The 26283-nt window shown below is 66.6% G+C and carries 30 protein-coding genes and 1 tRNA gene; 18 read left to right on the forward strand and 13 right to left on the reverse strand.

The window, feature by feature from the left end:
- Positions 1-4: 4 nt before the first annotated feature.
- Together LZK98_RS09075 and LZK98_RS09080 are read right to left on the reverse strand one after the other, a co-directional pair.
- Positions 5-838, reverse strand: coding sequence for an alpha/beta hydrolase family protein (locus LZK98_RS09075; protein WP_233786200.1), 834 nt, complete (start codon positions 836-838; stop codon positions 5-7).
- Between the two features lie 82 nt (positions 839-920).
- Positions 921-1085: a hypothetical protein gene (locus LZK98_RS09080; protein ID WP_233786202.1), complete on the reverse strand. Its 165-nt coding sequence runs from the start codon at positions 1083-1085 to the stop codon at positions 921-923.
- Positions 1086-1203: 118 nt separating this feature from the next.
- Here LZK98_RS09080 and gcvA point away from each other — a divergent pair, with 118 nt between their 5' ends.
- Both gcvA and LZK98_RS09090 read left to right on the forward strand, forming a co-directional pair.
- Positions 1204-2118, forward strand: coding sequence for a transcriptional regulator GcvA (gene gcvA, locus LZK98_RS09085; RefSeq protein ID WP_233786541.1), 915 nt, complete (start codon positions 1204-1206; stop codon positions 2116-2118).
- 59 nt (positions 2119-2177) lie between these two features.
- Entirely contained in the window at positions 2178-2609 is a 432-nt protein-coding gene (locus LZK98_RS09090; RefSeq protein ID WP_233786204.1) for a nuclear transport factor 2 family protein, read from the forward strand.
- A gap of 97 nt (positions 2610-2706) precedes the next feature.
- Here LZK98_RS09090 and LZK98_RS09095 read toward each other — a convergent pair whose 3' ends face one another.
- Positions 2707-3021, reverse strand: coding sequence for a UrcA family protein (locus LZK98_RS09095; protein ID WP_233786206.1), 315 nt, complete (start codon positions 3019-3021; stop codon positions 2707-2709).
- Positions 3022-3136: 115 nt separating this feature from the next.
- Here LZK98_RS09095 and LZK98_RS09100 point away from each other — a divergent pair, with 115 nt between their 5' ends.
- From LZK98_RS09100 to LZK98_RS09110, 3 genes are all read left to right on the forward strand, one after another.
- Positions 3137-4063: a LysR substrate-binding domain-containing protein gene (locus tag LZK98_RS09100; RefSeq protein ID WP_233786208.1), complete on the forward strand. Its 927-nt coding sequence runs from the start codon at positions 3137-3139 to the stop codon at positions 4061-4063.
- Positions 4064-4110: 47 nt separating this feature from the next.
- The gene (gene parC / locus LZK98_RS09105) at positions 4111-6348 is read left to right on the forward strand and encodes a DNA topoisomerase IV subunit A (protein WP_233786210.1); all 2238 of its coding nucleotides are present in this window, start codon (positions 4111-4113) and stop codon (positions 6346-6348) included.
- A gap of 64 nt (positions 6349-6412) precedes the next feature.
- Positions 6413-8128, forward strand: a complete 1716-nt coding sequence (locus LZK98_RS09110; RefSeq protein ID WP_406694091.1) for a putative bifunctional diguanylate cyclase/phosphodiesterase — start codon at positions 6413-6415, stop codon at positions 8126-8128.
- Here the strand turns inward: LZK98_RS09110 and LZK98_RS09115 are convergent.
- The 4 genes from LZK98_RS09115 to LZK98_RS09130 are packed head-to-tail and all read right to left on the reverse strand — an operon-like array spanning position 8098 to position 10995.
- Positions 8098-9291 (reverse strand): CCA tRNA nucleotidyltransferase, encoded by a 1194-nt coding sequence (locus tag LZK98_RS09115; protein ID WP_233786212.1) that lies wholly within the window; start codon positions 9289-9291, stop codon positions 8098-8100. The genes LZK98_RS09110 and LZK98_RS09115 overlap by 31 nt on opposite strands.
- Positions 9285-9881: a CoA pyrophosphatase gene (locus LZK98_RS09120; protein ID WP_233786214.1), complete on the reverse strand. Its 597-nt coding sequence runs from the start codon at positions 9879-9881 to the stop codon at positions 9285-9287. The genes LZK98_RS09115 and LZK98_RS09120 overlap by 7 nt, the downstream gene beginning before the upstream one ends.
- On the reverse strand, positions 9878-10441 hold the full coding sequence (locus LZK98_RS09125; RefSeq protein WP_233786216.1) for a DUF1285 domain-containing protein: 564 nt from the start codon (positions 10439-10441) through the stop codon (positions 9878-9880). The genes LZK98_RS09120 and LZK98_RS09125 overlap by 4 nt, the downstream gene beginning before the upstream one ends.
- 38 nt (positions 10442-10479) lie before the next feature.
- Positions 10480-10995, reverse strand: coding sequence for a GNAT family N-acetyltransferase (locus tag LZK98_RS09130; RefSeq protein ID WP_233786218.1), 516 nt, complete (start codon positions 10993-10995; stop codon positions 10480-10482).
- A gap of 80 nt (positions 10996-11075) precedes the next feature.
- Here LZK98_RS09130 and LZK98_RS09135 point away from each other — a divergent pair, with 80 nt between their 5' ends.
- Together LZK98_RS09135 and LZK98_RS09140 are read left to right on the forward strand one after the other, a co-directional pair.
- Positions 11076-11447 (forward strand): dihydroneopterin aldolase, encoded by a 372-nt coding sequence (locus tag LZK98_RS09135; protein ID WP_233786219.1) that lies wholly within the window; start codon positions 11076-11078, stop codon positions 11445-11447.
- Complete coding sequence (locus tag LZK98_RS09140; protein WP_233786220.1) at positions 11447-12187, forward strand: SDR family oxidoreductase; 741 nt, start codon at positions 11447-11449, stop codon at positions 12185-12187. The genes LZK98_RS09135 and LZK98_RS09140 overlap by 1 nt, the downstream gene beginning before the upstream one ends.
- A 3-nt stretch (positions 12188-12190) precedes the next feature.
- On the opposite strand, the gene LZK98_RS09145 is transcribed toward LZK98_RS09140, so the two are convergent.
- On the reverse strand, positions 12191-13030 hold the full coding sequence (locus tag LZK98_RS09145; RefSeq protein ID WP_406694094.1) for a hypothetical protein: 840 nt from the start codon (positions 13028-13030) through the stop codon (positions 12191-12193).
- Positions 13031-13254: 224 nt separating this feature from the next.
- On the opposite strand from LZK98_RS09145, the gene LZK98_RS09150 reads away from it, so the two are divergent.
- From LZK98_RS09150 to LZK98_RS09180, 7 genes are all read left to right on the forward strand, one after another.
- A complete protein-coding gene (locus LZK98_RS09150; RefSeq protein ID WP_233786222.1) occupies positions 13255-13929 on the forward strand; it encodes an energy transducer TonB in 675 nt (224 codons plus the stop codon).
- 79 nt (positions 13930-14008) lie between these two features.
- Positions 14009-14812, forward strand: a complete 804-nt coding sequence (locus LZK98_RS09155; RefSeq protein ID WP_233786223.1) for a MotA/TolQ/ExbB proton channel family protein — start codon at positions 14009-14011, stop codon at positions 14810-14812.
- A gap of 94 nt (positions 14813-14906) precedes the next feature.
- Positions 14907-15386, forward strand: a complete 480-nt coding sequence (locus LZK98_RS09160) for an ExbD/TolR family protein (RefSeq protein WP_233786224.1) — start codon at positions 14907-14909, stop codon at positions 15384-15386.
- A 30-nt stretch (positions 15387-15416) separates the two neighbouring features.
- The gene (locus LZK98_RS09165) at positions 15417-15842 is read left to right on the forward strand and encodes an ExbD/TolR family protein (RefSeq protein WP_233786225.1); all 426 of its coding nucleotides are present in this window, start codon (positions 15417-15419) and stop codon (positions 15840-15842) included.
- A 161-nt stretch (positions 15843-16003) separates the two neighbouring features.
- Positions 16004-16369, forward strand: coding sequence for a tetratricopeptide repeat protein (locus LZK98_RS09170; protein WP_233786226.1), 366 nt, complete (start codon positions 16004-16006; stop codon positions 16367-16369).
- 247 nt (positions 16370-16616) lie between these two features.
- Entirely contained in the window at positions 16617-17096 is a 480-nt protein-coding gene (locus LZK98_RS09175) for a MarR family winged helix-turn-helix transcriptional regulator (RefSeq protein WP_233786227.1), read from the forward strand.
- A gap of 119 nt (positions 17097-17215) precedes the next feature.
- Positions 17216-18460 (forward strand): S41 family peptidase, encoded by a 1245-nt coding sequence (locus LZK98_RS09180; protein ID WP_233786228.1) that lies wholly within the window; start codon positions 17216-17218, stop codon positions 18458-18460.
- Positions 18461-18466: 6 nt separating this feature from the next.
- Here LZK98_RS09180 and dcd read toward each other — a convergent pair whose 3' ends face one another.
- The 3 genes from dcd to LZK98_RS09195 form a co-directional block, all read right to left on the reverse strand.
- Positions 18467-19021: a dCTP deaminase gene (gene dcd, locus LZK98_RS09185; RefSeq protein WP_233786229.1), complete on the reverse strand. Its 555-nt coding sequence runs from the start codon at positions 19019-19021 to the stop codon at positions 18467-18469.
- 62 nt (positions 19022-19083) lie between these two features.
- Entirely contained in the window at positions 19084-19524 is a 441-nt protein-coding gene (locus LZK98_RS09190) for a cytidine deaminase (RefSeq protein WP_233786230.1), read from the reverse strand.
- Positions 19524-20006, reverse strand: coding sequence for a UPF0262 family protein (locus LZK98_RS09195; RefSeq protein ID WP_233786231.1), 483 nt, complete (start codon positions 20004-20006; stop codon positions 19524-19526). The genes LZK98_RS09190 and LZK98_RS09195 overlap by 1 nt, the downstream gene beginning before the upstream one ends.
- 267 nt (positions 20007-20273) lie before the next feature.
- Between LZK98_RS09195 and LZK98_RS09200 the strand changes: the two genes are divergently transcribed.
- The 4 genes from LZK98_RS09200 to LZK98_RS09215 all read left to right on the forward strand — a co-directional run bounded on the left by LZK98_RS09200 (position 20274) and on the right by LZK98_RS09215 (position 25142).
- Positions 20274-22733, forward strand: coding sequence for a TonB-dependent receptor (locus LZK98_RS09200; RefSeq protein WP_233786232.1), 2460 nt, complete (start codon positions 20274-20276; stop codon positions 22731-22733).
- Entirely contained in the window at positions 22733-24196 is a 1464-nt protein-coding gene (locus tag LZK98_RS09205; protein ID WP_233786234.1) for a CehA/McbA family metallohydrolase, read from the forward strand. Before LZK98_RS09200 ends, LZK98_RS09205 begins: the two co-directional genes overlap by 1 nt.
- Positions 24197-24240: 44 nt before the next feature.
- Positions 24241-24316: transfer RNA gene (locus LZK98_RS09210), tRNA-Glu, on the forward strand.
- Between the two features lie 487 nt (positions 24317-24803).
- A complete protein-coding gene (locus LZK98_RS09215) occupies positions 24804-25142 on the forward strand; it encodes a hypothetical protein (RefSeq protein WP_233786236.1) in 339 nt (112 codons plus the stop codon).
- Between the two features lie 87 nt (positions 25143-25229).
- Here the strand turns inward: LZK98_RS09215 and LZK98_RS09220 are convergent, their stop codons facing one another.
- Complete coding sequence (locus LZK98_RS09220) at positions 25230-25880, reverse strand: PilZ domain-containing protein (RefSeq protein ID WP_233786238.1); 651 nt, start codon at positions 25878-25880, stop codon at positions 25230-25232.
- Positions 25881-26133: 253 nt separating this feature from the next.
- Complete coding sequence (locus LZK98_RS09225; protein WP_233786240.1) at positions 26134-26283, reverse strand: hypothetical protein; 150 nt, start codon at positions 26281-26283, stop codon at positions 26134-26136.

Raw genomic sequence — 26283 nt, forward strand, 5'->3', positions numbered from 1 at the left:
AGGCTCAGCGCCGGAGCGCCGCCTCGATCAGCCCTCGCGCCAGCGCCCATGCACGGCTTTCGGGAGCGATCAGCTCGACGTGGCCGGTGCGGTCGACGGCGTTCAGCGACACCTGGTCGCCAGCGCGGCGGGCGTTGTCGAGATAGCGGGTGGCGAAGTCGAACGGGACGATCCGGTCCTGGTTGCCGTTGACCAGGTCATGCGGCACCCCGATCGGCAGCAGGCGCGGGATCGAGGTGTCGGCATAGACGTCCGGCCGCGCGGCCGTCGGAGCCCCGACCAGTTCGCCGATCACCTCGACACCGCAGCCGTTATCGGGTCGAGCAGCGGTGAGTTCGAGGTCCGGAAGCGCGCCGAGCGCGATCACATGATCGATGCGGATCGGGTCGGGCGCTGCCAGCGGACTGCTCGCCGGCAGCTTCGGCCGCGCCGCCAGCCATAGGGCGAGATGGCCGCCTGCCGAATGGCCGACGGCGACGATGCGTCGCGTGTCGAGATCGAAGCCGGCTGCATCGAGACGAAGCCGATCCGCGGCCGCGCCTGCATCCAGAAAGGTGCCGGGATAGCCGCCGCCATCGCGGTCGACGCCGCGATAGTCGATGTTCCACACCGCCATGCCGTGGTCGCGCAGGTCCCCTGCGATCCAGTTCATCAGTTTGCGATCGGCGATCGAGGTGGTCCAGCAGCCGCCGTGCACCATCAGCACGGTCGAGAAGGGGCCGCGGCCCTGCGGCAGCCACACGTCGACCTTCTGCATCCGGTCCGGCCCATAGGCGACGGTCGCGTCGGGTTCCGGGCGGGGGCGGCCGGTGAGGTCCGGCCAGGTGAGATAGGTCATGGTCCGGGCGTGATAGCGGCGGGGGCGGGGCTACGGAACCGCACCCCATCCCCGCCGCCTGCGAGGGACCCGTTCAAGATTGTTACGCCGGCCGGTGCCTGCTCTGCTCGCGGCGCCAGGGAGCGTCGAACTGATAGGCGTTGAGCCGGTCGAAGCTCTGTCGCGTCAGCACGAACAGCTTGTGGAGCCCATCGATCAGGCCGCCGCGATGGTCGGCCCAGCCGGAGGTCAGGAAATCGTCGCGCATGATCCGTACTCCATGTCTTCGAGGGGGTGACGTTGCACGATCTCAATTGCGCCGCTGGGGAACAAAATGCCAACAAATCATTGGACAGAGATGATAAGCAGCACTTATGATGCGCTTCATGCGCCAGCTTCCGCCGCTCTCTGCCGTTCGCGTATTCGAGGCTGCAGCACGGCATGAGAATTTCACAAGTGCTGCCAATGAGTTGGGCATGACCCAGGCCGCGGTCAGCTATCAGATCAAGCTGCTCGAGGAGCGGCTCGGCGTACCGCTGTTCCGGCGCGAGAAGAAACGGGTGGTGCTGACGGACGCCGGCCGCCGCGCGATCCCGCAGGTTACGCGCGCCTTCGACGCGCTCGATGCCGCCTTCGCCGGCATCCGCGCCGAGGACGAGGCGCTGCTGACGATCTCCACGTCCAATACTTTCGCCAACACCTGGCTGGCGTGGCGGCTCGGTGGCTTCCAGATGGCGCATCCCGACATGGCGGTGCGGCTGCTCACCAGCGATGCGCTGGTCGATTTCGCCGCCGACGAGACCGATGTCGCGATCCGCGCCGGCCGCGGCGGCTGGGAAGGACTGCACGAGGAGAAGCTGCTGCCGATCGACTTCACGCCGATGTGCAATCCCGATTTCCTTGCCAAGCACGGCGGCCGGATCGAGGCGTGCGACCTGCTGCGGCTCCCGCTGATCAGCCCGCACGATCCCTGGTGGCCCTATTGGCTACGTGAAGCCGGGGTGGAAGTGCCGGACAGTCTGCCGCGCCCCGGCGTCCGCCTCGATTCCCAGGCGCACGAAGGTCATGCCGCAATGGCGGGGCAGGGGGTAGCGATGCTGACACCCTTCTTCTGGCGGCATGACCTTGCCGAGGGGCGGCTGGTGCGATTGTTCGACCAGGTCTCGACGCGGGGTTATGCCTATTGGCTGGTGTTTCCGGAGCATCGTCGCAGCGTGCCCAAGATCAAGCGTTTCCGCGAATGGCTGATCCGCGAGCTCGCCAATGCGAACCCGCCGACGACGGTGGTGGCACGCATCTAAAGCATGGCCCCGATCGTAATTGCCGAACCACGGCATGGCGGCACGTGGGGGAGCAGAGGATGGAAGCGAGCGTAAGGAAGCTCTTCGCGCGATACGAGAGCGCGTTCAATCGGGCCCTCGGCGGCGACATCGACATGGATGCGGTTGCGGCACTCTATGCGCCGGAGTTCATAGCGGCCTCGCCCGCCGGAGTGATGGCCGGAAAGAATGACGACCGGCTCAAGGAGGTCATGGCGCAAGGCTATGCGCGCTATCGGGCGATCGGGACGAAGGATATGCGGATACGCAATGTCCGCGTCTCTCCGATGGACGGCCATCACTGCGTCGCCCATGTCGCCTGGACGGCCATCTATGCTCGCGAGGATCGGCCGGACGTCGCGATCGATTTCGATGTTCACTATTTCGTCCAGAAGCTGGACGGCGAGCCAAAGGTTTTCGGCTGGGTGTCGGGCGATGAACAGGCGCTTCTGAGGAAGCACGGCATCACCTGACGCCGGATGGCGGGCCTCACGCTGGAAGATATCAGCACAGCTTGCAATTTTGATGGGCGAGAGCGCGCCGGCGCTCTCGCCCTGGCGAGCATCCCGATCAACGTGCCGCTACAACCGGTCCCGAGCGCGCCGCGCTCGCGATCGCCTGGGCGCGCTGGCCGGCGACGGCAGCCGTAAGGACTCGATGGCAGCGTTTGACGATCGCCTTGCGCGCCAGCTCGGCGCTATCGTCGGCTGGGCACATCGCCTTGATCGCCCGTTTGATCCGACGGTCGAGCTCGGTAACGCCGGCGGGTGTGGCGAGATCGAGATCGCGATAGGCGACATGGGCATCGCGCTGCGCACCTTGCGCGACAGCGGGGAAGGGGGAGCTGGCGAGTACGAGCATCGCCGGCAGGATCAGTCTGAACATGGCGGTTTCCTTTGCTGAGCAGTGGCTGGACTGCGCCCCAGCATGTGCCCCATCGCCGCAGTGAGAACCAACAAAGCGTTGGACGTGAAATACAAGTTGATCTTATATTTCATCGATGCACAACCTGCCGCCGCTCGCCGCCGTCCGCGTGTTCGAGGCGGCCGCGCGCCACGAGAACTTCAGCCGCGCCGCGGAGGAGCTGGGCATGACGCAGGCGGCGGTCAGCTATCAGATGAAGGTGCTCGAGGAGCGGCTGGGCGCGCCGCTCTTCACGCGTCGCGGGCGCGGCATGGCGCTGACCGACCTCGGCCGCCGGATCGCGCCGCAGGTGACGGGCGCCTTCACCGCGCTCGGCGAGGCGTTCGCGGTCGCGCGCTCGGAGAATGCGGCGGTGCTGTCGATCACCGCGCCGCGCACGATCGCGACCAACTGGCTGGCCGGCCGGCTCGGCAACTTTCAGCTGGAGCATCCCGATCTCGCGGTACGGCTGCACATCTCGGACGAGCTGGTCGAGCTGGCCGCCAGCGAATTCGACGTCGCCATCCGCGGCGCTCCCGCGCCCTGGCCCGGACTGGCTTCGCATTTCCTGATGCGCATGCCGGTGACGCCGCTGGCCAGCCCTGCGTTTCTCGCGCGCCATCGGCTGGAGCGGCCGTCGGACCTGTTCGATGTGCCGCGCATCTCGCCCGAGGATGATTGGTGGGACTTATGGTTCGAGACGCTGGAGGACGTGACGCTCGACAGCCGCACCCATTCCGGGGTCCGCTTCGGTTCGCAGGTGCTGGACGGCAGCGCCGCGATCGCCGGCCATGGCGTCGCGATTCTGAGCCCGCCCATGTTTCAGCAGGCGATCGACGCCGGACTGCTCGTCCAGCCGTTCGCCCATATCGCCAACTATCGCAACGGCTTTTGGCTGCTCTATCCCGAGGGCAAGCGCAATCTGACGAAGGTCCGCGCGTTTCGCGATTGGCTGCTCGATGCGGTACGAGAGGCGGCGGGCGACGATCCGATGGGCATCTTGGTCCCGCTCGACGCGCCGTGAGCTTTCCCGGGCTCGCCACCGCGCGGGCGGGCTGCTAGTCGACGGCGATGGCCACCGATTTCCAGGACCCCTTCAATCAGATCGTCGATGCCCCCTTCGACAGCGCCCTGTCCGATCGCTACCTCGTCTACGCGCTGTCGACGATCACCGCGCGGTCGCTGCCGGATGTCCGCGACGGGCTGAAGCCGGTCCACCGGCGCCTGCTTTGGGCGATGCGGCTGCTGCGGCTCGACCCCGACGCCGGCTACAAGAAATGCGCGCGCGTGGTCGGCGACGTGATCGGCAAATATCATCCCCATGGTGAGGGTTCCGTCTACGACGCGATGGTCCGCCTCGCGCAGACCTTCGCCACCCGTTACCCGCTGGTCGACGGGCAGGGCAATTTCGGCAACATCGACGGCGATAACGCCGCTGCCTATCGCTACACCGAAGCCCGCCTGACCCAGGTCGCGATCGATCTGATGGACGGCCTCGATGAGGACGCCGTCGACTTCCGCCCGACCTACAACGGCGAGGAGCTGGAGCCGGAGCTGTTCCCGGGCCTGTTCCCCAACCTGCTCGCCAACGGCGCGCAGGGCATCGCGGTCGGCATGGCGACCAGCATCCCGCCGCACAACGCCGCCGAGCTGATCGACGCAGCGGTCGCGCTGATCGACAACCGCCACGCCAACGTCCTGGACTATGTGAAGGGGCCGGACTTCCCGACCGGCGGCATCTGCGTCGACAGCCAAGCGGCGATCGCCGAGGCCTATGCCACCGGCCGCGGCAGCTTCCGCGTCCGCGCCCGCACCACGATCGAGCGCGAGAAGGGGGGCGGGTGGCAGCTCGTTGTCAGCGAGATCCCCTACGGCGTGCAGAAGGGCAAGCTGATCGAGGGCATCGCTGCGCTCATCAACGAGAAGAAGCTGCCGATCCTCGCCGACGTGCGCGACGAATCCGACGAGGCGGTGCGCATCGTCCTGGAGCCGCGCGCGCGCACTGTCGATCCGGATACGCTGGCGGAGAGCCTCTATCGTCTCTCCGACCTCGAGGTGCGCGTGCCGCTCAACCTCAACGTGCTGGACGCGCGCCGCACGCCGCGGGTGATGAGCCTGTCGGAGGCGTTGCAGAGCTGGGTCGAGCATTGCTTCATCGTGCTGCGCCGCCGCTCGGAGCATCGGCTCGGCAAGATCGCCGACCGGATCGAGCTGCTCGACGGCTACCTCATCGCCTATCTGAACCTCGATCGCGTGATCGAGATCATCCGCACCGAGGACGAGCCCAAGCCGGTGATGATCGCCGAGTTCGGCCTCACCGACCGCCAGGCGGAGGCGATCCTCAACATGCGCCTGCGCAGCCTGCGCCGCCTCGAGGAGATGCAGATTCGCGGCGAGCGAGATACACTCGACAAGGAACGGGGCGAGCTCGAGCTGCTGCTGTCGTCCGACGCCCGCCAGCGCACGCGCATGAAGCGCGACCTCGCCAAGCTCCGCGAGCGCTATAGCCCCGAGACCGCGCTCGGCGCGCGCCGCACCACGATCGAGGAAGCCGCGCCGGCGCGCGACATCCCGCTGGAGGCGATGATCGAACGCGAGCCGATCACCGTGATCCTCTCCCAGCGCGGCTGGGTCCGCGCGATGAAGGGGCATGTCGAGCTCGCCTCCGCCGACGCGCTCAAGTTCCGCGAGGGCGATGGGCCGTTCCTCGCTTTCCATGCCCAGACCACGGACAAGCTGCTGCTCGCGGCCGACAGCGGGCGCTTCTATACGCTCGCTGCCGACAAGCTGCCCGGCGGGCGCGGGTTCGGCGAGCCGGTGCGGCTGATGATCGACCTCGACGGCGATGCGGGGATCGTCGCGCTGCTTCCCGCCACGCGCGCCGAGAAGCTGCTGGTCGCCGCGAGCGACGGACGCGGCTTCGTGGTGAAGGCGGCCGACACGATCGCTGAGACCCGCAAGGGCAAAACGGTGGTGACGCCCCGCGCCGGGGCCAAGCTCAAGGTGGTGCGCCCGGTCGGACCGGAAGACGACTATGTCGGCGTGGTCGGCGACAACCGCAAGCTGCTGGTGTTCCCGCTCGCCGAAGTGGCCGAGCTGGCGCGCGGGCAGGGGGTGCAGCTCCAGCGCTACCGCGACGGCGGTCTGTCGGACGTCACCACCTTCCGCTTCGCTGCCGGCCTCAGCTGGACGATGGGCGGCGATGGCGGGCGGACACGTACTGAAACCGATCTGACGCAATGGCGTGCGGCACGCGGCGCGGCGGGACGGATGCCGCCAACTGGCTTCCCCCGCGACAACCGCTTCTGATCTTTACGGAAATGACTTTCGTTTTCAGCCGCTTTTAACCAATCGCCCCTAACAGGGGGGCGCGATGATCTTTCGTAAGGCGCGCCCGATCACCACGCTCGCTCCGGCGCCGCTCGCGGTTGCCGACGATGTTCCGCAGGTCGGGCCGCGGACGAGCGCTGCGATCATCGACCTGATGCCCATTCCCGCCGCCGTGGTGGAGTGGGTCGATGGCGCCTTTGCCTTCGAGGCGGTCAATCGTGCCTTCCGCAGAGCCGGCCTCGGCGCGACGGCTGAGCAGTCGCCGGTGATCCGCCTGCTTGGGGCGCGAATCCTCCAGTTCCTCGAATCCGACGAGACGCATCTCGAATTCGCGTGGCAGTTCGGCGAGGCGATCGATGCGCGCTATTTCCGCGTGATGATCGCGCGCCGCGCGGCACTCCGTCACGTCAAGCGCTGCCTGGTGAGCCTCGTTGACCAGACCGGTGAGCAGCGCACCGAAACCAGCCTCCGGCGCGAGATGCTGTCGGACAGCCTCACCGGCCTGCCCAACCGCGGCGGCTTCGGCGACGAGCTCGAGAGCCGCATTACCGAGGAGACGCGCGCCGGACATGCGGTGATGATCGTCAATCTCGACCGCTTCAGCCGCGTCAACGCCTGCATGGGCAGCCTGGCCGGCGACGAGCTGCTGATCTCGGTCGCGCGGCGGATCAAGGGCGCGCTGCGGGGCAGCGACATGCTCGCGCGGATCGGCGGCGATGAGTTCGGCATCCTGATCGCGGTCGACGACGGAGCCCGCGATGCGCTCCAGGTCGCCGCCCGCATCCATGCCGCGCTGTCGGCGCCGTTCCGCCTCTCCGATTTCGAGATCCATATCGACTGTGCGATCGGCATCGCGCTCGGCCATGACGAGCTTGCCGAGTCGGAGGACCTGATCCGCCACGCCCAGTTCGCGGTGAAGCGCGCGAAGAAGACGGGACGCACCGAAATCTATCAGGATTCGGCGTTCGACATCGTCCGCACCCAGTTCAGCATCGAGACCGAACTGCGCCGCGCGGTCGAGAATGGGGAGCTTCGCCTGAGCTTCCAGCCGATCTGCGACCTGGCGAGCGGGCGGATCGTGTCGTTCGAATCGCTGGCGCGCTGGACATTGCGCGACGGAACCGAGGTGAAGCCGTCCGATTTCATTCCGGTCGCCGAGGAATCCGGCCTGATCGTGCCGCTCGGCCGCTGGGCGATGGGCGAGGCGGCCCGTACACTCGCCGAATGGGACCGCGCCGCCGGTGGTCATTGCCGGGTCAACGTTGCGGTCAACCTGTCGGCGATCCAGCTCCAGCGCGACCAGGTGGCGCCGATGGTGCAGGCGGCGCTCGACGGTCACGGCGTTGCGGGCGAGCGGATGACGCTCGAGCTCACCGAAAGCGCGATCGTCAGCGATCCCGACCGGATCGCCGCCACGATGCATGCGCTGAAGGGGCTCGGCACCACGCTAGCCATGGACGATTTCGGCACTGGCTATTCCAACCTCGCTTATCTCCAGAAGCTGCCGATCGACGTGCTCAAGATCGATCGCAGCTTCGTGACCGGGATGCTCGCCGATCGCGACAAGGTGGCGATCGTCCGCGCGATCCTGAGCCTCGCTCAGGCGCTCGGGATGCGCACGACGGCGGAGGGCATCGAGAGCAATGAACTCGCCCAGACGCTTGCCGCGCTCGGCTGCTGCTACGGCCAGGGCTATCTCTATTCGCGGCCGCTCGAGAAGGACGCGGCCTACGCGCTGCTCGCCGAGCGCAGCGCCTGAGCGACCGCTTCTTCGGCGATCACGTCGACCCGTGCCGCATCGGGGAAGTCCTCGGCGATCCAGCGGTTCTCGATCTCGCGCAGCACGCGGGCGACCTCCGGCCCGCGGCGCAGTCCGCGCGCGACCAGCGCTCCGCCGGTGATCGGCAGCGCCGGCGGGCTCCAGGCGGCGGCGGTGCACACCTCCTCGACCGGACGGTCCGACAGCAGCAGCCGGTCGACCGCCCCTTCGGTGCCGAGGCGGTAGGCAAGTTCATACACGCCGCGGTCGCCGGCCGGCTGCGCGGCAGAGACGATCCGCTTGCGCTCGGCATTGGAGAGCTTGAGCCGCGCCCCGACCTCCTCGACCGCCTCGGCGGGCAGCAGTGCGACCAGACGGCGGAGGGGCGCCGGCGTGATGCCGGCGGCATCTTCGCGTGAGGCCAGCGCCTCCAGCCGGTCGGCCGAGACGATCTCCGGCAGCACCGGCTTCAATATGCCGCGATCCAGCATCAGCCGCACGACCCGCACCGCGTCGCGCGCGGCAAGCAGCTTGAGCAACTCGTCGCGGATGCGTTCACGCGACAGCGCCATCAGGTCATTGGCGCGCGCAGCGCAGGCCTCCAGCCCGGCCGCATCGGGCGCATCACCGAAGCGGGCGAGGAAGCGGAAGAAGCGCAGGATGCGCAGGTGATCCTCGGCAATGCGCTGGAGCGGATCGCCGATGAAACGGATGCGGCGCGCCTCCAGATCGGCGAGCCCGCCGAAATAGTCGAACACCTCGCCGGTCGCGGGATCGGCGTAGAGCGCGTTGATGGTGAAATCGCGCCGCGCCGCATCCTCGCGCCAGTCGTCGGTGAAGGCGACGGTCGCGCGGCGTCCGTCGGTCGAGACGTCGCGGCGCAGTGTCGTCACCTCGACCGGGCCGCTCTCGATCACCGCGGTGACGGTGCCGTGATCGATGCCGGTCGGCACCGCCTTGATTCCGGCGCGGCGGAGGAGATCGATCACCGTCGCCGGCGCGTGACGGGTGGCGACGTCGAGGTCCGCGACCGGTATCCCCAGCAATGCGTCGCGCACCGCGCCGCCGACGAAGCGCGCCATGCCTTCGCCGGCGCCGAGCACCTCGGCAAGGCGGTCGAGCCCGGCGCGATCGCGCCATTCCGCATCCGGCAGCGTCACCATGCCAACCGCCGCGACAAATTGACCAGCATCGCCGCGGTCGCGCCCCAGATGCGGCGACCGTTCCAGTCGATCTGATAATAATGCCGCTCGCGCCCCTGCCAGACCTGGCTGGTCTCGTGCTGGTTGGCGGGATCGAGCAGGAAGGCGAGGGGGACTTCGAACACGTCGGCGACCTCCGCCTCGGCGGCAACGAGTGGCAGGTCCGGCGCGACCACGCCGAGCACGGGCGTCACTTCATAACCGGTAACGGTGCGATAGCGGTCGACCGGACCGATCACCGTCACCGATCGAGGAGACAGCGCGATCTCCTCCTCCGCCTCGCGCAGCGCCGCGGCGACCGGGCCGTCGTCGCCGGGATCGATCCGGCCGCCGGGGAAGGCGACCTGGCCGGCGTGGCGACGCAGCGTCTCGGTGCGCTGGGTAAGGATCACGCCCGGCTCCGGCCGGTCGGTGACCGCGATCAGCACTGCCGCCTCGGCATGACGCGGTGCCTGGTCGAGCTCCAGCCCCCCCAGATCGCCGGTCAGCAGCTCGGGCATCATGCGGTTGCCCGCCTCCAGCGCGGCCGTCAGCCGCTCGACCAGGGTCATACCGGCTCCAGCGGGAAAAAGGCGCCGTCGCTCCACAGGCCGGGCGGATCGGCGTCCCCGGCCAGCGCGATCTCCGCCAGCTCGTAATAGACCGGCCGCGCCACCAGCGCCTCCAGCCCGCCGCGGACGTGGAGATAGGGACGGGGACCCTCGTCATGCGCTTCAAAACGCAACGGATGCTCGGGACCGGCGGCGACGAGCTCGTCCGTGTTGAGGCGGAAGGCGAGGCGCATGTCGCGCCCGCGTCCCTCGGCCTTCAGCTCGACCGCGACGAACGGCGCATCCTCGACTGCGATGTCGAGCTTCTCGACCGGTGTCACCAGCACATAGCCGCCATCCGGCTCGCGCCTGAGGATGGTCGAGAACAGCCGCACCATCGCCGCTCGCCCGATCGGCGAGCCCTGGTGATACCAGGTGCCGTCACGCGCGATCCGCATCTCGCTGTCGCCGCAATGGCCGGGATTCCACTGCTCGACCGGCGGAAGCTTCCGTCGCGCGGCGAGGTCGGCGATCTCGGCGAGGCTCAGCGAAGCGAGGTCGGGCGGCGGCTCCATCGGCATCGCGGCAGCGTTAGCAGGAGCGCGGCGCCGGTAAACCCTCAGACGACTACCGGCAGCCGCGGTTCGATCATCCCGGCGCAGTCGGGGACAGGGCCGCGCGCGAGCAGGCGGCGGGGCTCCCATGGGCCGGGCAGGCGCCAGCGGCCGGTGCGTTCGGCGGAAAAGCCGAAGAAGCGCGCATAATATTCGGGGTCGCCGACCAACATCAGCTTGTCCCAGCCCTCGCCGCTGCCGGCATCGGCTGCGGTAAGGGCGTGGCGGGTGATGCGCTGGCCGAGCCCGCCGCCCTGGATCGTCGGTTCCACCGCGATCGGGCCGACCATCACCATCGCCACGCGCGGGCCGTCGTCGCAGGCCAAAGCCACCGGCCAGCATTGGATGCTGGCAACAAAGGCGTCCGCCTCGTCCAGCATCGCGAAGCTCAGCTCGGGAATCACCTCCAGTCCCTCGCGCACGCGATAGGCCGTCTTCGCGCGGCGATTGGGCCCGAAGGCGCGGTCGAGCAGCGCTTCGATGGCGTCGGGCGCAATGGTCGAGAGCGGGATGATGGTCATGAAGGGCGCGCGCATTAGCGCCATCGGACGGCAGCGCAAGGCTTTCGTGCGCGCGCCGATCTGCTATCGGCGCATCACCCATGAACGACAGCCTCACTCTTCAGGTGCACGATCTCGAGGTCCAGGTGCTGACCGGCATCTATTCCGAAGAGACTCACCTGCCGCAGCCGCTCCGCATCTCGCTCGATGTGGAGATCGATTGTCCGCCCCATTTCGCGCCGGACACGCCGCTGTCGGCGTCGAAAAGCTATATCGACCTGCGCGACGCGACGACGCGGGCGTTGCCGGAAGGCGTACACTTCAAGCTGATCGAGGGCGTCGCCGACCATATCGTGGAGACCCTGTTCCTGCAGGACAGGCGCGTGCGGCGGGTCGAGGTGAAAATCATCAAGCTGGCGATCGCCGAGCGCGGCGAATCGATCGGCATCACGCTGGTGAGGCACCGGCGCTGATGCGCCCGCTCGCGCTCGTCACCGGAAGCTGCCGGCGGCTGGGCGCGCACATCGCCGCGCGGTTGGCGGATGCGGGATACGACCTCGCGCTCCACGCCGGCCATGATCCCGAGCCCGAGCCATGGCTGGAGGAGCGGCTCGCGGGCGTCGATCACCACATCTTCGCCGCCGACCTTACCGATTCGCGCGCTGTCGAGGCGCTGCCGGAGGAAGTAGCGCGCCATTTCCGACGTCCGGCCGACCTGCTCGTCAATAGCGCCTCGCGTTTCGAGGCGGTGGGGGAGGGGAGCGGCGGCTACGATGATCTCCTCGACCACCTGCGCGTCAATCTCGCCGCTCCCTATGCTCTCGCGCACGGGGTGGCCAGGCTCGGCGGGCGGGTCGTGGTCAACATCCTCGACCAGCGAATCGCCCAACCTCCCGTCGACCAACTCACCTATACATTGTCCAAGCAGGCGCTGGCTGAAGCGACTCGCACGCTGGCGGCGGCGTTGGCCCCGCGCGTCCGGGTCAACGGCGTCGCACCGGGGCTGACCATTCCGACTCCGGAATATGATGCAGCCCAGCTCGACCGGCTCGCCGCGATGATGCCGCTCGCCCATCTGCCCGCGCCCGAAGCGGTGGCAGACGCCGTCGCTTGGCTGGCGACCGCGGATTCAGTGACCGGCCAGGTGATCTTCGTCGATGCCGGCGCCCACCTCAGGAGCTGGGGGCGCGACTTTGTCCACCTCGGCCGCTGACAGTCAGCGGCCGCAGGGCCCCAGCGCCTTCAGCACGAAGTCATAATCCTCACGCGCCGCCGCCGCGTCGGCTTCCTCCATCGAGGCCAGCGCCCGGTCGGGCAGCGTCGGCGGCAGGCCGCAGGCGAGTCGATACCATAGTAGCGTGTCCTTGGCGGGCGGGCCCGCGGCTTCGTCGACGATCTCCGACAGTGCCACGGCCCAGCGCGGCTGCTCACCGGGCCGGCGCAGCACGTTGAGCGACACCGGCCGTCCGTTGGGCGTGAGCAGGAAGATCTGCGTCTCGCCCTCGCCGGGCAGCGTGCCGGGAACATGGAAGGCATTGCCGACGCCGGTGATCACCGGCGGCGCATCCGGAGCGACAAGGTCCTTCACGATACGGCGGACGAGCGCGTCGAGCGCAGGAGTCCACGGCTGCTGGGCGTCCGGATCGGTCAGCTGGATCTCGCCGGGCCGATTCGGGACCGGCCGGGCGAACAGCAGCACACGCAGCTTCTTGAGCTTGGGCGGCTTGCCGCGCGAATCGGTCGGAACGTCGGCCAGGTAGGAAATGCGCGTCGGTATCGCCGACGGGGCGCGAATCAGGGACTGGACATCGGCTTGTACATAATATCTGATCCGTCCTGCTTCGGTATTGGCCGCGGCGGCGTCCTTCAACCGGATCGCGTCGCGAACGACCGCATCGATCACGATCGGCGAGGCCGTCAGGCGGTCGGCGATGGCGGCATAGGACGGCGCAGCTTGCCCCGTTTCTGCCACGATCTGTGCGGTTTGCGCCGGATATGGGGCAAATGTGGCGAAGAGGGCGAGGGCCGCGGGAATCGCGGAAGACAGGCACTTCATGGCATTACGGGTTACGCGAAGGTGCAGCTTTGATACAGAAATAATTCTGTCGCGAGGCGCTGGTAAGTTTATTGCGCTCGACAAAGCGTTTGCGTCATCCCGAGGCCCACGATAGAGACTCGGCCGCTGCCGCAGGGATACAACAGTCAAGGCAGAAGGTGGGCAACGACATAAGGACCATGTCGGGTTCACCATTGTCAGTCATGAGGGAGTTTCGTTGCTGAATGGCTTACGCTGACCGGAATATGAGCGGCAGCCGTGTGGTAGCGCTGATCATCGTCGCGCTGATTCACGTTGCGCTCGGATATGCCTTCGTGACGGGCCTCGCCTACCAGTACATCAAGAAGGCTCAGGAGAATCTGAAGACCTTCGAGGTAGAGGAACCGCCACCCCCGCCCGAAGAGGTGCCGCCGCCGCCGCCGCCGCCGGATCAGCCGATGCAGCCGCCGCCGGTCGTGACGCCGCCGCCGATCGTGCAGACCAACACGCCGCCGCCGGTGACGATCACCGCGGTGACGACGCCGCCGCCGACCTATACGCCGGCGCCGATCGCTGCACCACCGGCACCGCCCGCACCGCCGCCGCCGCCGCCGCCGAAGCTCGCCGCCAAGGCGACGCCGAGGGGCAATCCCGGCTCGTGGTTCTCGAACGACGATTATCCTGCGGGTGCGCGTCGTGCGGGTGCCGAGGGGCGCGTCACGGTTTCACTGACCATCGGTACCGATGGCAAGGTCACCGACTGCCGTGTGACTTCGTCGAGCGGCAATTCCGAGCTCGACGCCACCACCTGCAGTCTCGCCAAGCGGCGCGGCCGCTACAAGCCGGCGCAGGACGATGCGGGCAACCCGATCGTCTCGACCGCCACTATCCCGGGCGTGCGCTGGCAGCTCGAGGAATAACTAACCATCGGCGTCGCCGGGCCCCGCCCGGGACGCCGAGCTTTTGTTGAAATCAAATCGTCAGAGGAAAGACCGACCAATGCTGACCACCATCCTCGCCGCAGGTGCGGCCCCGGCTCACGGCGGCGAAAACCCGTACGGCCTGATCCCCGCGCTCCAGCAGGGCGGCATCATTGCGCAGACCGTCTTCGGCATCCTGGTGCTGATGTCGATCGTCAGTTTCTACATCATGTTCACCAAGCTGTTCGAGCAGCAGAAGATCATCAACCAGGCGAAGCGCATCCGCCAGAGCTTCTGGTCGAGCAACTCGCTGCGCGAGGGCGCAGCCAAGCTTGAGAAGAACTCGGCCTATCGCCAGATCGTCGACGACGGCCTCGCGGCGCAGGAGCAGCACGGCCGCCTGACCGATCCGGTCGAGGCGCATGACTGGCTGCACGGTTCGCTCGCCCGCTCGGAAGCGGCGATCAACTCGAAGCTCGGCACCGGCCTCGCGTTCCTCGCGACGGTGGGTGCGACCGCGCCGTTCATCGGTCTGTTCGGTACCGTCATCGGCATCTACCGCGCGCTGATCAAGATCGGCGCGATGGGCCAGGCGTCGATCGACGCGGTTGCCGGTCCGGTCGGTGAGGCGCTGATCATGACCGCGCTCGGTCTCGCGGTCGCCGTGCCGGCGGTGCTTGCCTACAACTGGCTGCAGCGCCGCAACAAGAGCATCTCGGAGGACCTGTCGGCCTTCTCGAACGACGTGCTCGGCTTCCTCGCCTCGAACGGTGCGGTGCGTCCGACCACGGCGGCGGCGAAGGCGGCTCCGGCCAAGGCTGCTGCTCCGGCGAAGCCGGCGGCGACCACCGGCACGACGACGGCCGGCCAGACCCGCGCGTAAGGGACTATCGGGGCCGCGGTTCGCCGCGGCCCCATCGATTGACCGGCGCCGATCAACGCGTCGGATGTGAATTTGAGGATAGGATTAGCTCGCTATGGCGATGAGCGTAGGGGGTAGCAGCGACGAAACCCCGATGTCGGACATCAACACCACGCCGCTCGTCGACGTGATGCTGGTGCTTCTGATCATCTTCCTGATCGCGGTTCCGGTCGTGATCCAGACGGTCAAGTTGGAGCTGCCCAAGGTACCTTTCGAACCCACCCAAACTAAGCCCGAGAACGTCGCGCTCTCGGTCAAGGGCGGCCCGGATGGGTGCGAGGTCTTTTGGAACATGACCAAGGTCAACCACGAGGAGCTGCTTGAGCGCGGCGTCGCCAAGCTCAAGGGCGTGGTCGACAAGCTCGGTGCGAACCTGAAGCCGGACGACATCCCCGAGGTGCACATCCGCGGTGACGTCAACACGCCGTATCGCTGCATCGGCGGCACGGTCTACACGATGCAGATGGCGGGCTTCGCCAAGGTCGGCTTCATCTCCGAGCCGCCGGCCGGCTCGGTCAAGACGCTCGACCGCTGACGCGACGGCACGGCCAAGGAGTAGTTTGAAATGGCAATGAGTGGTGGCCGCGACGACGGCGAGCCGATGATGGAGATGAACACGACGCCGTTGATCGACGTCATGCTCGTGCTCCTCATCATGTTCATCATCACCATCCCGGTGCAGACGCACGCGGTGAAGGTCGACCTGCCGCAGAACTCGAACGCGCCCAAGCCGCCGATCGAGCCGGACAAGAACAAGGTGTCGATCGACGTGACCGGCAACGTGTTCTGGAACGGTACGCCGATCGACGAGGTGACGCTGGCACAGTATCTCGAGCGCACCACGGCGATGAGCCCGGAGCCCGAGCTGCATTTCCAGCCCGATGCCCAGGCGCGGTACGAGAAGGTTGATCAGGTGTTGGCGATCATCAAGCGCGCCAACGTCACCAAGCTCGGCTTCGTCGGCAACGAGCAGTATCGCGGCGACTTCTGACGATCGCGGCCCGCTTCGCGCGGGCAGCTGGGACAGATGATGGTCTCATAAAGGGCGGCTTCGGCCGCCCTTTTCTTTTGACGTCACAGCTCCTTCATCGTATTGAAACATGAGTGTCATAAAACTGACACCTAATCGTAACGATGAGAGGAGCCTTCATGATGAACAAGGTTGTTGCAACCATCCTTGTCGCGTCGCTGGCGGCCGCGGCTCAGGCGGCGCCGGCGCAGACCCGCACCGATCCTTTGGCCGCGCAGGCAATTGAGCGCGGCGACTATGCCAAAGCCGAGCGCCGGCTGATCGCCGAGCGCCGCATCTTCCCCAACCGACCCGAGATTCTGCTCAACCTCGCCGCGGTCTACGCACAGACCGACCGCGCGAATGAGGCGCGCGCGCTCTACCAGCAGGTGCTGGCCAACGAGGACGTGCTGATGGACCTTTCTGCTGAGCGGACTGCCAGCGCCCATGCGATCGCCGAAACCGGCCTGCGTCAACTGGACGTCCGGACGCACATCGCAAGGAACTGAGATCGCCGGCCACGCAGGCAAGAGATTGCCGGCATCGGCTCAATCGTGACGCCCGCGCTGGAAAGCGCGGGCGTCTGCATTCCTCTCCTGGTGTGGACTGAAACCTCGGCGTTCCCCTCGAAGCGAGTTTCTGACGCGCTGTCGGAACTGGAGGAATTGAGGGGCCATCTGCAGGGCGACGCCTGAGAAGGACCCTCGACGCATTTCTGCTATTGGGAGAATATACAAGCGCTTTTATATCCTTACCATGTCGAGCCGGGCCGCCACCCTCGGAACCCTGCTGCGTCGCCTGATTGAGGAGCTCGACGGCGCCGTGGAGCAATCCTACGTCGATGCCGGCCTGGATTATCGGCCGCGCTACACGCCCATCGTCCGCGCGCTGATCCGGCACGGGCCGGCGACGATTCGGGCTTTGTCCGAGCACGCCTGTGTCACCCATTCGGCGGCCGGGCAGACGGTGAATCAGATGGCGGAGCGCGGACTGGTCACGCTGAGAGCCGGCGACGACGCGCGCGAACGTATCGTCGCGCTCACCCCGCTTGCCGAACGCATCGTTCCGCAGCTCGATCAGATCTGGACTACGACGGAGGCGGCGGCGCGGACGCTGGACCAGGAATTGGGCCTTTCACTCCCGGACGTCCTGGCAAGAGCGCTCGACCTGCTGGAACGAAGGCCATTCGCCGAACGGCTCAAGGCCGCGGCCGTCGAACCTGTTTCCCATGATTGAAAGGCAACGCCCGCATGTACCCCGGTTCTGCTATGGCCTTCGCGATCCTTGCCGCTTTCGTTCCAGTATCTGTTTCCGCTCAGCGCGCCGCGCCTGTAGCGGTGGCACGCGGCGACGCTGTGGCTGCACTGACCGCTGAGCAACGGACAGCGGCGATCGCCGAAATCTCGACGGTAATCCGCAACCGCTATGTCTTTCCCGACCGGGTGCCGACGATCGTCGCGCGCCTCGACGAGGGCCTGGCGTCGGGACGCTACAATGTCGGCGATCCGTCGATCTTCGCCGAACGCGTGACCGCCGATCTGCGCGAAGCCAGCGGTGATCGGCACATGTATCTGAATTTCGCTCCCGCCCAATATGCTGCAGCCGGCAAGCCCGCCAACGACGGCAAGGACAGTCCCGAGCTCGAGGCGCTTTGGGCCCGCGAGGCACGGCGCGACTACCACGGCCTCACGGAGATGAAGATTCTGCCTGGAAACATCCGCTATCTGCGGATCGCCGGCTTCCAATGGGTCAATGACGAGAGCGGCGCCGCCTATGACGGCGCGATGCGGTTCCTGCGCGGCGGCGATGCGGTGATCATCGACCTGCGCGGCAACGGCGGCGGGTCGCATGCGGCGGTGCGCTATCTGCTCAGCCATTTCATGGATGGCGATACGCTCGACATCACCTTCCTCCAGGCGGGTCAGGAACCGATCCAGTCCCGGACGCTCGAATATCTGCCGGCCGGCCGGCTCAAGGGGAAGCCGCTCTACGTGCTGATCGACGGCCGTGTCGGTTCCGGAGCGGAAGCCTTCGCCTACGACGTGCAGCAGTTCCGGCTCGGCACGCTGATCGGCACGACCACCGCCGGCGCGGCGAACAACAACGGCTTCTCGCCGATCGCACCGGGATTCATGCTGAGCTGCTCGTTCGGCCGTCCCGTCCATCCGGTATCCAAATCGAGCTGGGAAGGCACGGGCGTACCGCCTGACGTCGCGGTCGATCCCGAGCAGGCGCCCGATATCGCGCAATCGCTGGCGCTGGCGGCACTCGCCAAGCGTGCCGATGCCGATCCGGCCGACCGCGCCGACTGGGAATGGGCGCGCGTCGGCATCGAGGCGCGGCTGCATCCCGTGACGATCCCGGCCGCGAAGTTGCGGGCGATGGCCGGACTGTATGGCGACCGGCGTGTGACGTGGCAGGATGGGGCGCTCAACTTCGTACGGCGCGACGGCAAGGCCGCCCGGCTGATCCCTTTGACTGCGGACGGCCTGTTCGCCGTCGAGGGATTCGACGACCGCCTGCGCCTACGGCTGACCGGCGACGTCATGGAACAATATTTGATCGATCAGCCCGCGCCGATCCGGTTGGAACGGCGATAGCCCCGTCTACAGCCGCGGCAGCGTCACTCCGCGCTGGCCCATATATTTGCCGGCGCGGTCGGCATAGCTGGTCTCGCAGGGCTGGTCGCCCTTGAGGAACAGGAACTGGCAGGCGCCTTCGTTGGCATAGATCTTGGCCGGGAGCGGTGTGGTGTTCGAGAATTCGAGCGTGACATGCCCTTCCCATTCGGGCTCGAGCGGGGTCACGTTCACGATGATGCCGCAGCGGGCATAGGTCGACTTGCCGAGGCAGATCACCAGCACGTCGCGCGGCACCCGGAAATATTCGACGGTGCGGGCGAGGGCGAAGCTGTTGGGCGGGATGATGCAGACGTCGGTCTGGCGGTCGACGAAGCTGTTGGCGGCGAAATCCTTGGGATCGACCGTCGCCGAATCGACGTTGGTGAAGATCTTGAACTCGTCCGCCACGCGCGCGTCATAGCCGTAGGAGGAGAGGCCGTAGCTGATGCAGCCTTCGCGCCGCTGCGCCTCCACGAACGGCTCGATCATGCCGTGATTGAGGGCCTGCTCGCGAATCCAGCGGTCGGATAGGATGGACATCCGGCACGTCTAGGCGAACAGTCGAAGGGCGGGCAAGAAGAGCGCGGTGATTGTCCGGCGCGTCAGACGAAACCCAGGTCCTTGGGCCCGAAGGCGAGGGGCAGAAGCTCCGAAAGCCGGTAGGTGGCGATGCCGTCGCCTTCCGCGCCCGCGCAGAAGACGGGGATGTCGCGCCCGCTCAGCTGAGCCGCTTCGTTGATGACCTGACGGCAGCGGCCGCAGGGGCTGACCGGCGAGGAGTCGGCATGACCGATGCGGCCTCCGATCACGCCGATCGCGACCACGTCGCGCAGCCTGCCGAGGCTGTTCACCGTCGCCAGCGCCACCGTCTCGGCACAGAGCGACAGGCCGTAGCTCGCATTCTCGAAATTGGCACCCGTCACCACCGATCCGTCGGTGAGCAGCACCGCTGCGCCCACGGCGAAGCGGGAATAGGGTGCGTGGGCGTTCCGCGCTGCCTCGCGGGCGGCGGCGATCAGGGCGGGGGCGTCGATTGTCGTCATCAGCCGCGGATATGGAGCACGCAGATCAGCGTGAACAGCCGTCTTGCGGTGTCGAAATCGACCTCGATCTTGCCCTCCAGCCGCTCCATCAGCAGTTCGGCGGCCTGGTTGTGGATGCCGCGCCGAGCCATGTCGATCGTCTCGATCTGCGCCGGGCTCGCGTTGCGGATCGCGTCGTAATAGCTGTCGCAGATCGCGAAATAGTCCTTGATCGGCCGGCGGAAGCGGCCGAGCGCGAGCACCAGCGTCTCCAGATGGCTGCCGTCCTCGCGATGGATCGCGATCGCGAGCCGGCCCTCCTCGACGCTGAGCTTGATGCGGTAGGGCCCGGCATAGTCGTCGGGGTGCTTGCGCTGGGGCGCGAAATGATTCTCCTCGAGCAGGTCGAAGATCGCGATCCGCCGCTCCTGCTCGACGTCGGCCGAGCGCCAGAGGATGGTGCGCTCGTCTAGCTCGACGCCGATGATGCGGGGGTCCGCCATGCTGGCGGATTAGGAGGGTTGGGACCCCGATAGCAATATTTCCGGCATGAGCCGCGGTTCGTGGCCGGACGTTGCCGACATGACGATAAGGTGACGCCACGGTAACCAAACCGTCGCTGCACTGCCGCAAACTCGTAACCTGCCGCGCCTAGCCGCCCAGCCATGCCGCATCCGACGGCAAGGGATTGGGGGTTCAGCACCGTGGTAAATCGTACTTTCGTCAAATCGTTGCTCATCGTTCTTGCTGCCACGTGCAGCACCGCAGCCATGGCCCAGACCTCCACCGCCGACACCGAGTCGCAGAACGAGAGCGGCGAAGACATCGTCGTCACCGGCCGCGCCGGCGCGGGCGAGCGGACCAAGCTCGAGACCAGCTATGCGATCACTACGCTGAGCAACGACGCGCTGCGCTCGCGTGCGGCGTCGAGCGTGACCGAGACGCTGAAGTCGGTCCCCGGCTTCTGGGTTGAGGCGTCGGGCGGCGAGGGCAGCGGCAACGTCCGCGCGCGCGGCATTCCTGTCGACGGCTTCGGCTCGATCAACCTGCTCGAGGACGGCCTGCCGGTGCAGCACGATCCGGCGCTCGGCTATCTCAACGCCGACCAGGCGTTCCGCAGCGACGAATCGATCGACCGCATCGAAGTGGTGCGCGGCGGCCCGTCGTCGGTCTTCTACTCCAACGCACCGGGCGGCGTGGTCAACTACATCACGCGGCGGCCGGGCGACGAGCTGTCCGGTCATGCCCGCGTGCTCTACGGTCCGACCGCCGATCTCTATCGCTTCGACGGCTGGGTTGGCGCGCCGCTCGGCAACGGCTGGACCTTCGATATCGGCGGCTTCTACCGCAACGAGCAGGGCGTGCGCGATCCGGGCTATACCGGCAACAAGGGCGGGCAGATCCGCGCCGATCTCGCCAAGAACTTCGACGGCGGGCGCATCGCGGTCAGCTACAAGCATCTTTCCGACAATGCGATATTCTACACCGGCATCCCGCTGACCAAGGACGCCGACGGCGACATCGTTGGCATAGCCGGCTTCGATCCGCACTATGACACCACCGCTAGCCGCGCGACCGCGTTCATGACGCTGAAGAGCGCCAACGGGCCAGTGTTCTTCAACAATACCGACGGCTCGCGGATCCGGCTCGATCAATATTCGGCGCTGGGCGAATGGGAGTTCGCCGACGGCTGGAAGATCACCAACAACGCCCGCTACCGCGATTCGAACACGGTGCGGAATGGCGTCTATCCGGCCTCGGTCGCGACGGCGACGAACTATCTCGCCAGCTATCTCGGCAATACCACCAATCAGAAGGCGCTCGCCGCCGCCTTCCCGACGATGGCCACGCTTCAGCTCCGGTATACGGACACCGGCCAGGTGTTCGACATCGCCAACCAGAACGGCAATGGCGACGTGTTCGTCAATGCCGCCCGGCCGGTAACCGTCGACGAGAGCGAGTTCCTCGACGACCTGCGCCTGACGCACGAGTTCCAGATGGGCTCGATGACGCACAATGTCGCGCTCGGCGTCTATTATGCGCACATCGACGAGACGTTCAAACGCTACTCCGCCGTGACGCTGCAGGACGTGTCGGGCAATTCGCGCCTGCTCGACCTGGTCGCGCTCGATGGGAGCGGCAACGTGCTCGGCACCGCGACGCAGAACGGCGTCCTCACCTATGGATCGGAGTTCGCCAACGGTTCCGGATCGCAGGACACCTTCGCCATCTACGGCTCGGACGAGTGGCAGGTGACTTCGGCGCTGCGCATCGACGGCGGCATCCGCTGGGAGAAGGTGAACACCAAGGGTTCGCAGGAGGGCCAGAAAGCGGTCAACCTGGGCGATCCGACCACCTTCGCCGACGACGCGGTGCTGACCGGCGACGGCGTGTTCAAGCCGTTCGACCGCAGCTTCGATCGTGTCGGGTGGACGCTCGGCGCCGACTGGCAGTTCGGCCGCACCGCCGGGGTGTTCGCCCGCTATACCTCGACCTTCCGCCTGCCCAGCGTCGGCAGCTTCATTACCAACGCGAGCGCAATGCCGGTGACACAAGGCATCAAGATGTGGGAGGCGGGGATCAAATATGCGACGCCGCTGCTCAGCGTCTATGCGACGGGGTTCCTCACCGATTTCGACTCCTATTCGATCGGCAACACCTTCCTCGATCCCACGACGCTGAAGTTCGTCACGCAGACCATCTATACTGATACCCGTTCCTACGGCGTCGAGTTCGAGGGCACGGTGCGGCCGGTCAGGTGGTTCGACTTCACGCTCAACGCGACCTGGCAGGACCCGACCTTCCGCAACCTGCGCTTCGGCGAGGTTACGACCGTCAACGGCCAGCAGACCATCGTCGACCGCGACTATTCGGGCAACCAGCTGCTGCGCGTGCCGCGGCTCGCGTTGAGGGCGACGCCGGCGGTGACCCTGTGGGGCGACCGCATCCGCGCACAGCTCGACGTCGAGCATTATACCAAGCGCTATGCCGACGCCGCCAACACCTCGAAGCTGCCGGCCTATACCGTGCTCAACGCCAGCGTCCGCTTCAACGTGACGCCGCAGATTTCGCTATGGGCCTATGGCGACAATCTCACCAACGCGCTCGGCCTCACCGAGGGCAATCCGCGTGCCGGCGAACTGACCAGCGGCCAGGCCAACGACCTCCTGTTCATCGGCCGGCCGATCGTGGGACGGAACTTCCGCTTCGCCGTGGATTTCGCCTTCTGATGCGGACGATGCTCGCGCTGCTCCTCGCGCTTGCCGCGGCACTGCCCGCGGCGGCCGAGGAGGCGCCCAAGGCCGACGTCCACGTCACCGGCACTGTCACTGGCGAGGATGCGCAGCATTACAAGGAGGTGCCGTTCGACGTTCCCGCGGGCGTCGAGCGGATCACCGTCGCGCTCGCCTACGACAGGTCGAACAAGACGGTGATCGATCTCGGCGTGCTCGGCCCCGACGGCTTCCGCGGCTGGAGCGGCGGTAGGCGCGACCGCTTCACGATCAGCGCGAGCGACGCGACGCCCGGCTACCTCCCGGGCCCGGTGACGCCGGGCCGCTGGCGCGTGCTGATGGGTGTCCCCAATGCGCGCCAGGGAAGCAGCAGCGCTTATACCGTCGACATCTTCTTCAATCGCAAGGGCGCTGCCAACGCCACCGCAGCGATCGCCGATCCGCCGATCCGGGCGGGGGAGGGCTGGTACCGCGGCGACCTCCACATGCACGACGCCAACAGCGACGGAAGCTGCACCAGCCAAACCGGCAAGCGCGTGCCGTGCCCGCTCTACCGCACCGTCGAGGCGGCGGCAGCGGCCGGGCTCGATTTCATCGCCGTCACCGACCACAACACGGTTTCGCACTTCGACGGTCTCCGCGAGCTCCAGCCCTGGTTCGACAAGCTGCTGCTGATCCCGGGAGTCGAGATCACCACCTTCCGCGGCCATGCCAACATCTTCGGGCCGTCGCGCTTCGTCGATTTCCGCGTCGGCACGCCGGCGGTGCCCGATGCCCGCGCGCTGGAGCGGTCGGTCGCGGCGGCCGGCGCGATCATATCGGTCAACCATCCCGCGCTCCCCACTGGCGAGGCGTGCATGGGCTGCGGCTGGACCTGGGATACCGACTGGTCGGGCATCACCGCGATCGAGGCGATCAATGCCGATACCGCGACGGGGCCGCTGGCCGGGACCGGCTTCTGGTATGCGCGACTCAACGAGGGTCATCGCCTGACCGGCATCGGCGGCAGCGACAACCACGATGCCGACGCGCCGCCGGAGCGGACGCGGATCGGCCGCCCGACCACGGTGGTGCATGCCCGCGAGCTCTCGCTCCGCGGCATCCAGGACGGCATCCGCGCCGGCAACGTCTTCATCGACGTCGAGGGCACGCGCGACCGGCTGCTGGAGGTCGAGGCCAGCACGGGCAGCCAGCGCGCTGTGATGGGCGGCGAGCTGAAGCCAACGGGGACGGTGACCCTCGCAGTCCACGTTGTCGGCACGCAGGGCGGCGCGATCGAGCTCATCACCAACGGCACACCCGTCCAGAGCGCCCGCACGCCGGTGACGAGCGCCGACCAGCACACTACGCTGATGCTCGGCCCGGCACAGCCATGCGGCTGGGTGAGCGTCAACGTGGTGCTGTCCTCGGGCAAGCCGGCCCTGATCGGCAATCCGATCTACCTGCGCTGCCCGGCTTGACCCGGAGGAGCGCTTTGCCTAGTGCCCCGCCACCACGGCAACGTGGCCCCTTCGTCTAGCGGTCTAGGACGCGGCCCTTTCACGGCTGAAACACGGGTTCGATTCCCGTAGGGGTCACCAATAAAATCAATGACTTAGCGGTGCTGGCGATCGAACGAGGTATCGACCCGATCGGGCCGGGAGCGCCGGAGACGATCCGCTAGGCTGTCGCGCGCTTCGAAGCAACCGCGAACACAACGCTCAAGACAACAGCTGGCCGTGTCGAGGACTGGCCGCAATCGTTTCGGCGCGAGGTCGCGCGCAACATCTCAGTCTTCGCGACGGAGCCGTCGAATTGGAGCTCGCAGAAGCGCCCGACAATCTCGATCGCCGATCTGGGCGAGGGCCACACCGCAAGCGCCTTCCCAACTACGTTCGTGTCGCTCGGTTGCCGCAACAAGGTTTCCATCCCTTTCGTTCAAGGCAAGTTCTGCCGGGGCGGCTCCGGGGCGCTACGTTATTGCGGTGAGGACAAGCTTCAGCTGATTGTTTCGCGTCGCAACCCGGCTCTTCTCGGCGCCGCCGCCGCGCCGAGTGATTACCCGAGTGACCCGTCGAGCGATAATCATTGGCGTTTACGATCGTCCGCCGAGAGGCCGCGATCGGCGCGCAAAAAATGTCGTCGTACAGCTACATGGCACCGCTCGGGGCGGATAAAGCGCCGCGAAAACGGGCGTACTTCATTTTCCGGCCGAGCGTATGCCGCTCTTTCCCGAAGCGGCCCAGCGAGACCGACATCAACGCCGATGAAACGGTGGCCTGGTTCAAGAACGAGATGAAGTCGTTCACCGTCGCCGATCTTGAGGAGGTCGAAAAGCGAGGGCGGGATCTCCTTTCGCGCGTCATGCAGGAGACGACGAAGACGGGTTACCAGCGAGCGCTGGAAAGGCATCATCAAGCGAGCTGAGCTTTAGACATGAGAGCGACGGGCGCTCAGTGGTTTGATCGCCTGCCCGCCACCCTCCAAAGATCGATGTGGAGCGGCCGCGGCGATTCACATCGATTTGCCGAGCAGCCTGGATTGCATCTCCGCGATTCCGATCGCTCGGATAGCCGCCTCCCGGTCGGGCGCGATCAGGACTCTCGCCAGATGGCCGAGCATCTGATCGGCAATGTCAAAGTTTTGTAGCATAGGAGCGTGCCGGTTGAGGATTGCCGGATCTCGGATCAGTTGAGAGCTTACGTCTTCAAGAAGGCGCCGAACGTAGGAGACTTCCCGCGCCAGTCGCTCGTCGAGGCCTTCCTGGACATACTCGCTGTTCCTGCTCGTCTCGGCGAGTTCAGCCAGAGGCGTGCCGATGCGCGCCGCGGTCTGGATCGCGTCGACTCTGGCTTGCCCGGCGGGCGTCGCCCCTCGCTTGCCGGCGATCCAATCCAGAACAAATATCCGCCCACGGAACTCCACGCCGCAGCGCGGGGCTGCAATCCATACCACTTTGGCCTCAACCTGCAGCTCTTGCCGCGTGAGGGTTATGATGGTCCCAACCGGGGGGAACGCAGGACCTTCCAGGAGAGCGCCCGTCTCCGACAAGTTTCGGATGCGGACGGTGCTTCTCGTTCCTCCTCCCTCAATCGAGGCAGCGAGAAACAATGCCGCCCGCGGCGCCCGTCGTTTATCCTCGCCGTCTGGTTGATGATCGTCCACGAAACTGTCTCCGACTCAGTATCTTGGAAGTCTGATTTCGCCTTCGCACATGTGCGATACAACGCCGGAATGTCATCGGCGTAGGCGAATGCAGGATGTTCGTCCCTCCTAAGGTCGAGGACGTGAGTTATGCGGATCTCGTGGTAATCGGTCGCGTCGAGAATTATGGAATCATTCGCGACGAAGCGTTCCGCAGGCGGATGCTGGCGTCACCCCATCCTGTCTGCGGACCGGTGCAAGCTGTATGAGGACCCTAGAGGATGATCTTGAGGATGCGTCCGCCGGTTTTCCATTCCTGGCTGGCAAGGCTCAGGGCATCCTCGAACTCCTCGAAGATGATCTGCAGGATGCGATCGATCTCCTGCCGCTTCTGCTCCGGAAGATGGTCGAGCCCTGATTTCAT

The sequence above is a fragment of the Sphingomonas cannabina genome, from assembly GCF_021391395.1.
Classification (GTDB): Bacteria; Pseudomonadota; Alphaproteobacteria; order Sphingomonadales; family Sphingomonadaceae; genus Sphingomonas; species Sphingomonas cannabina.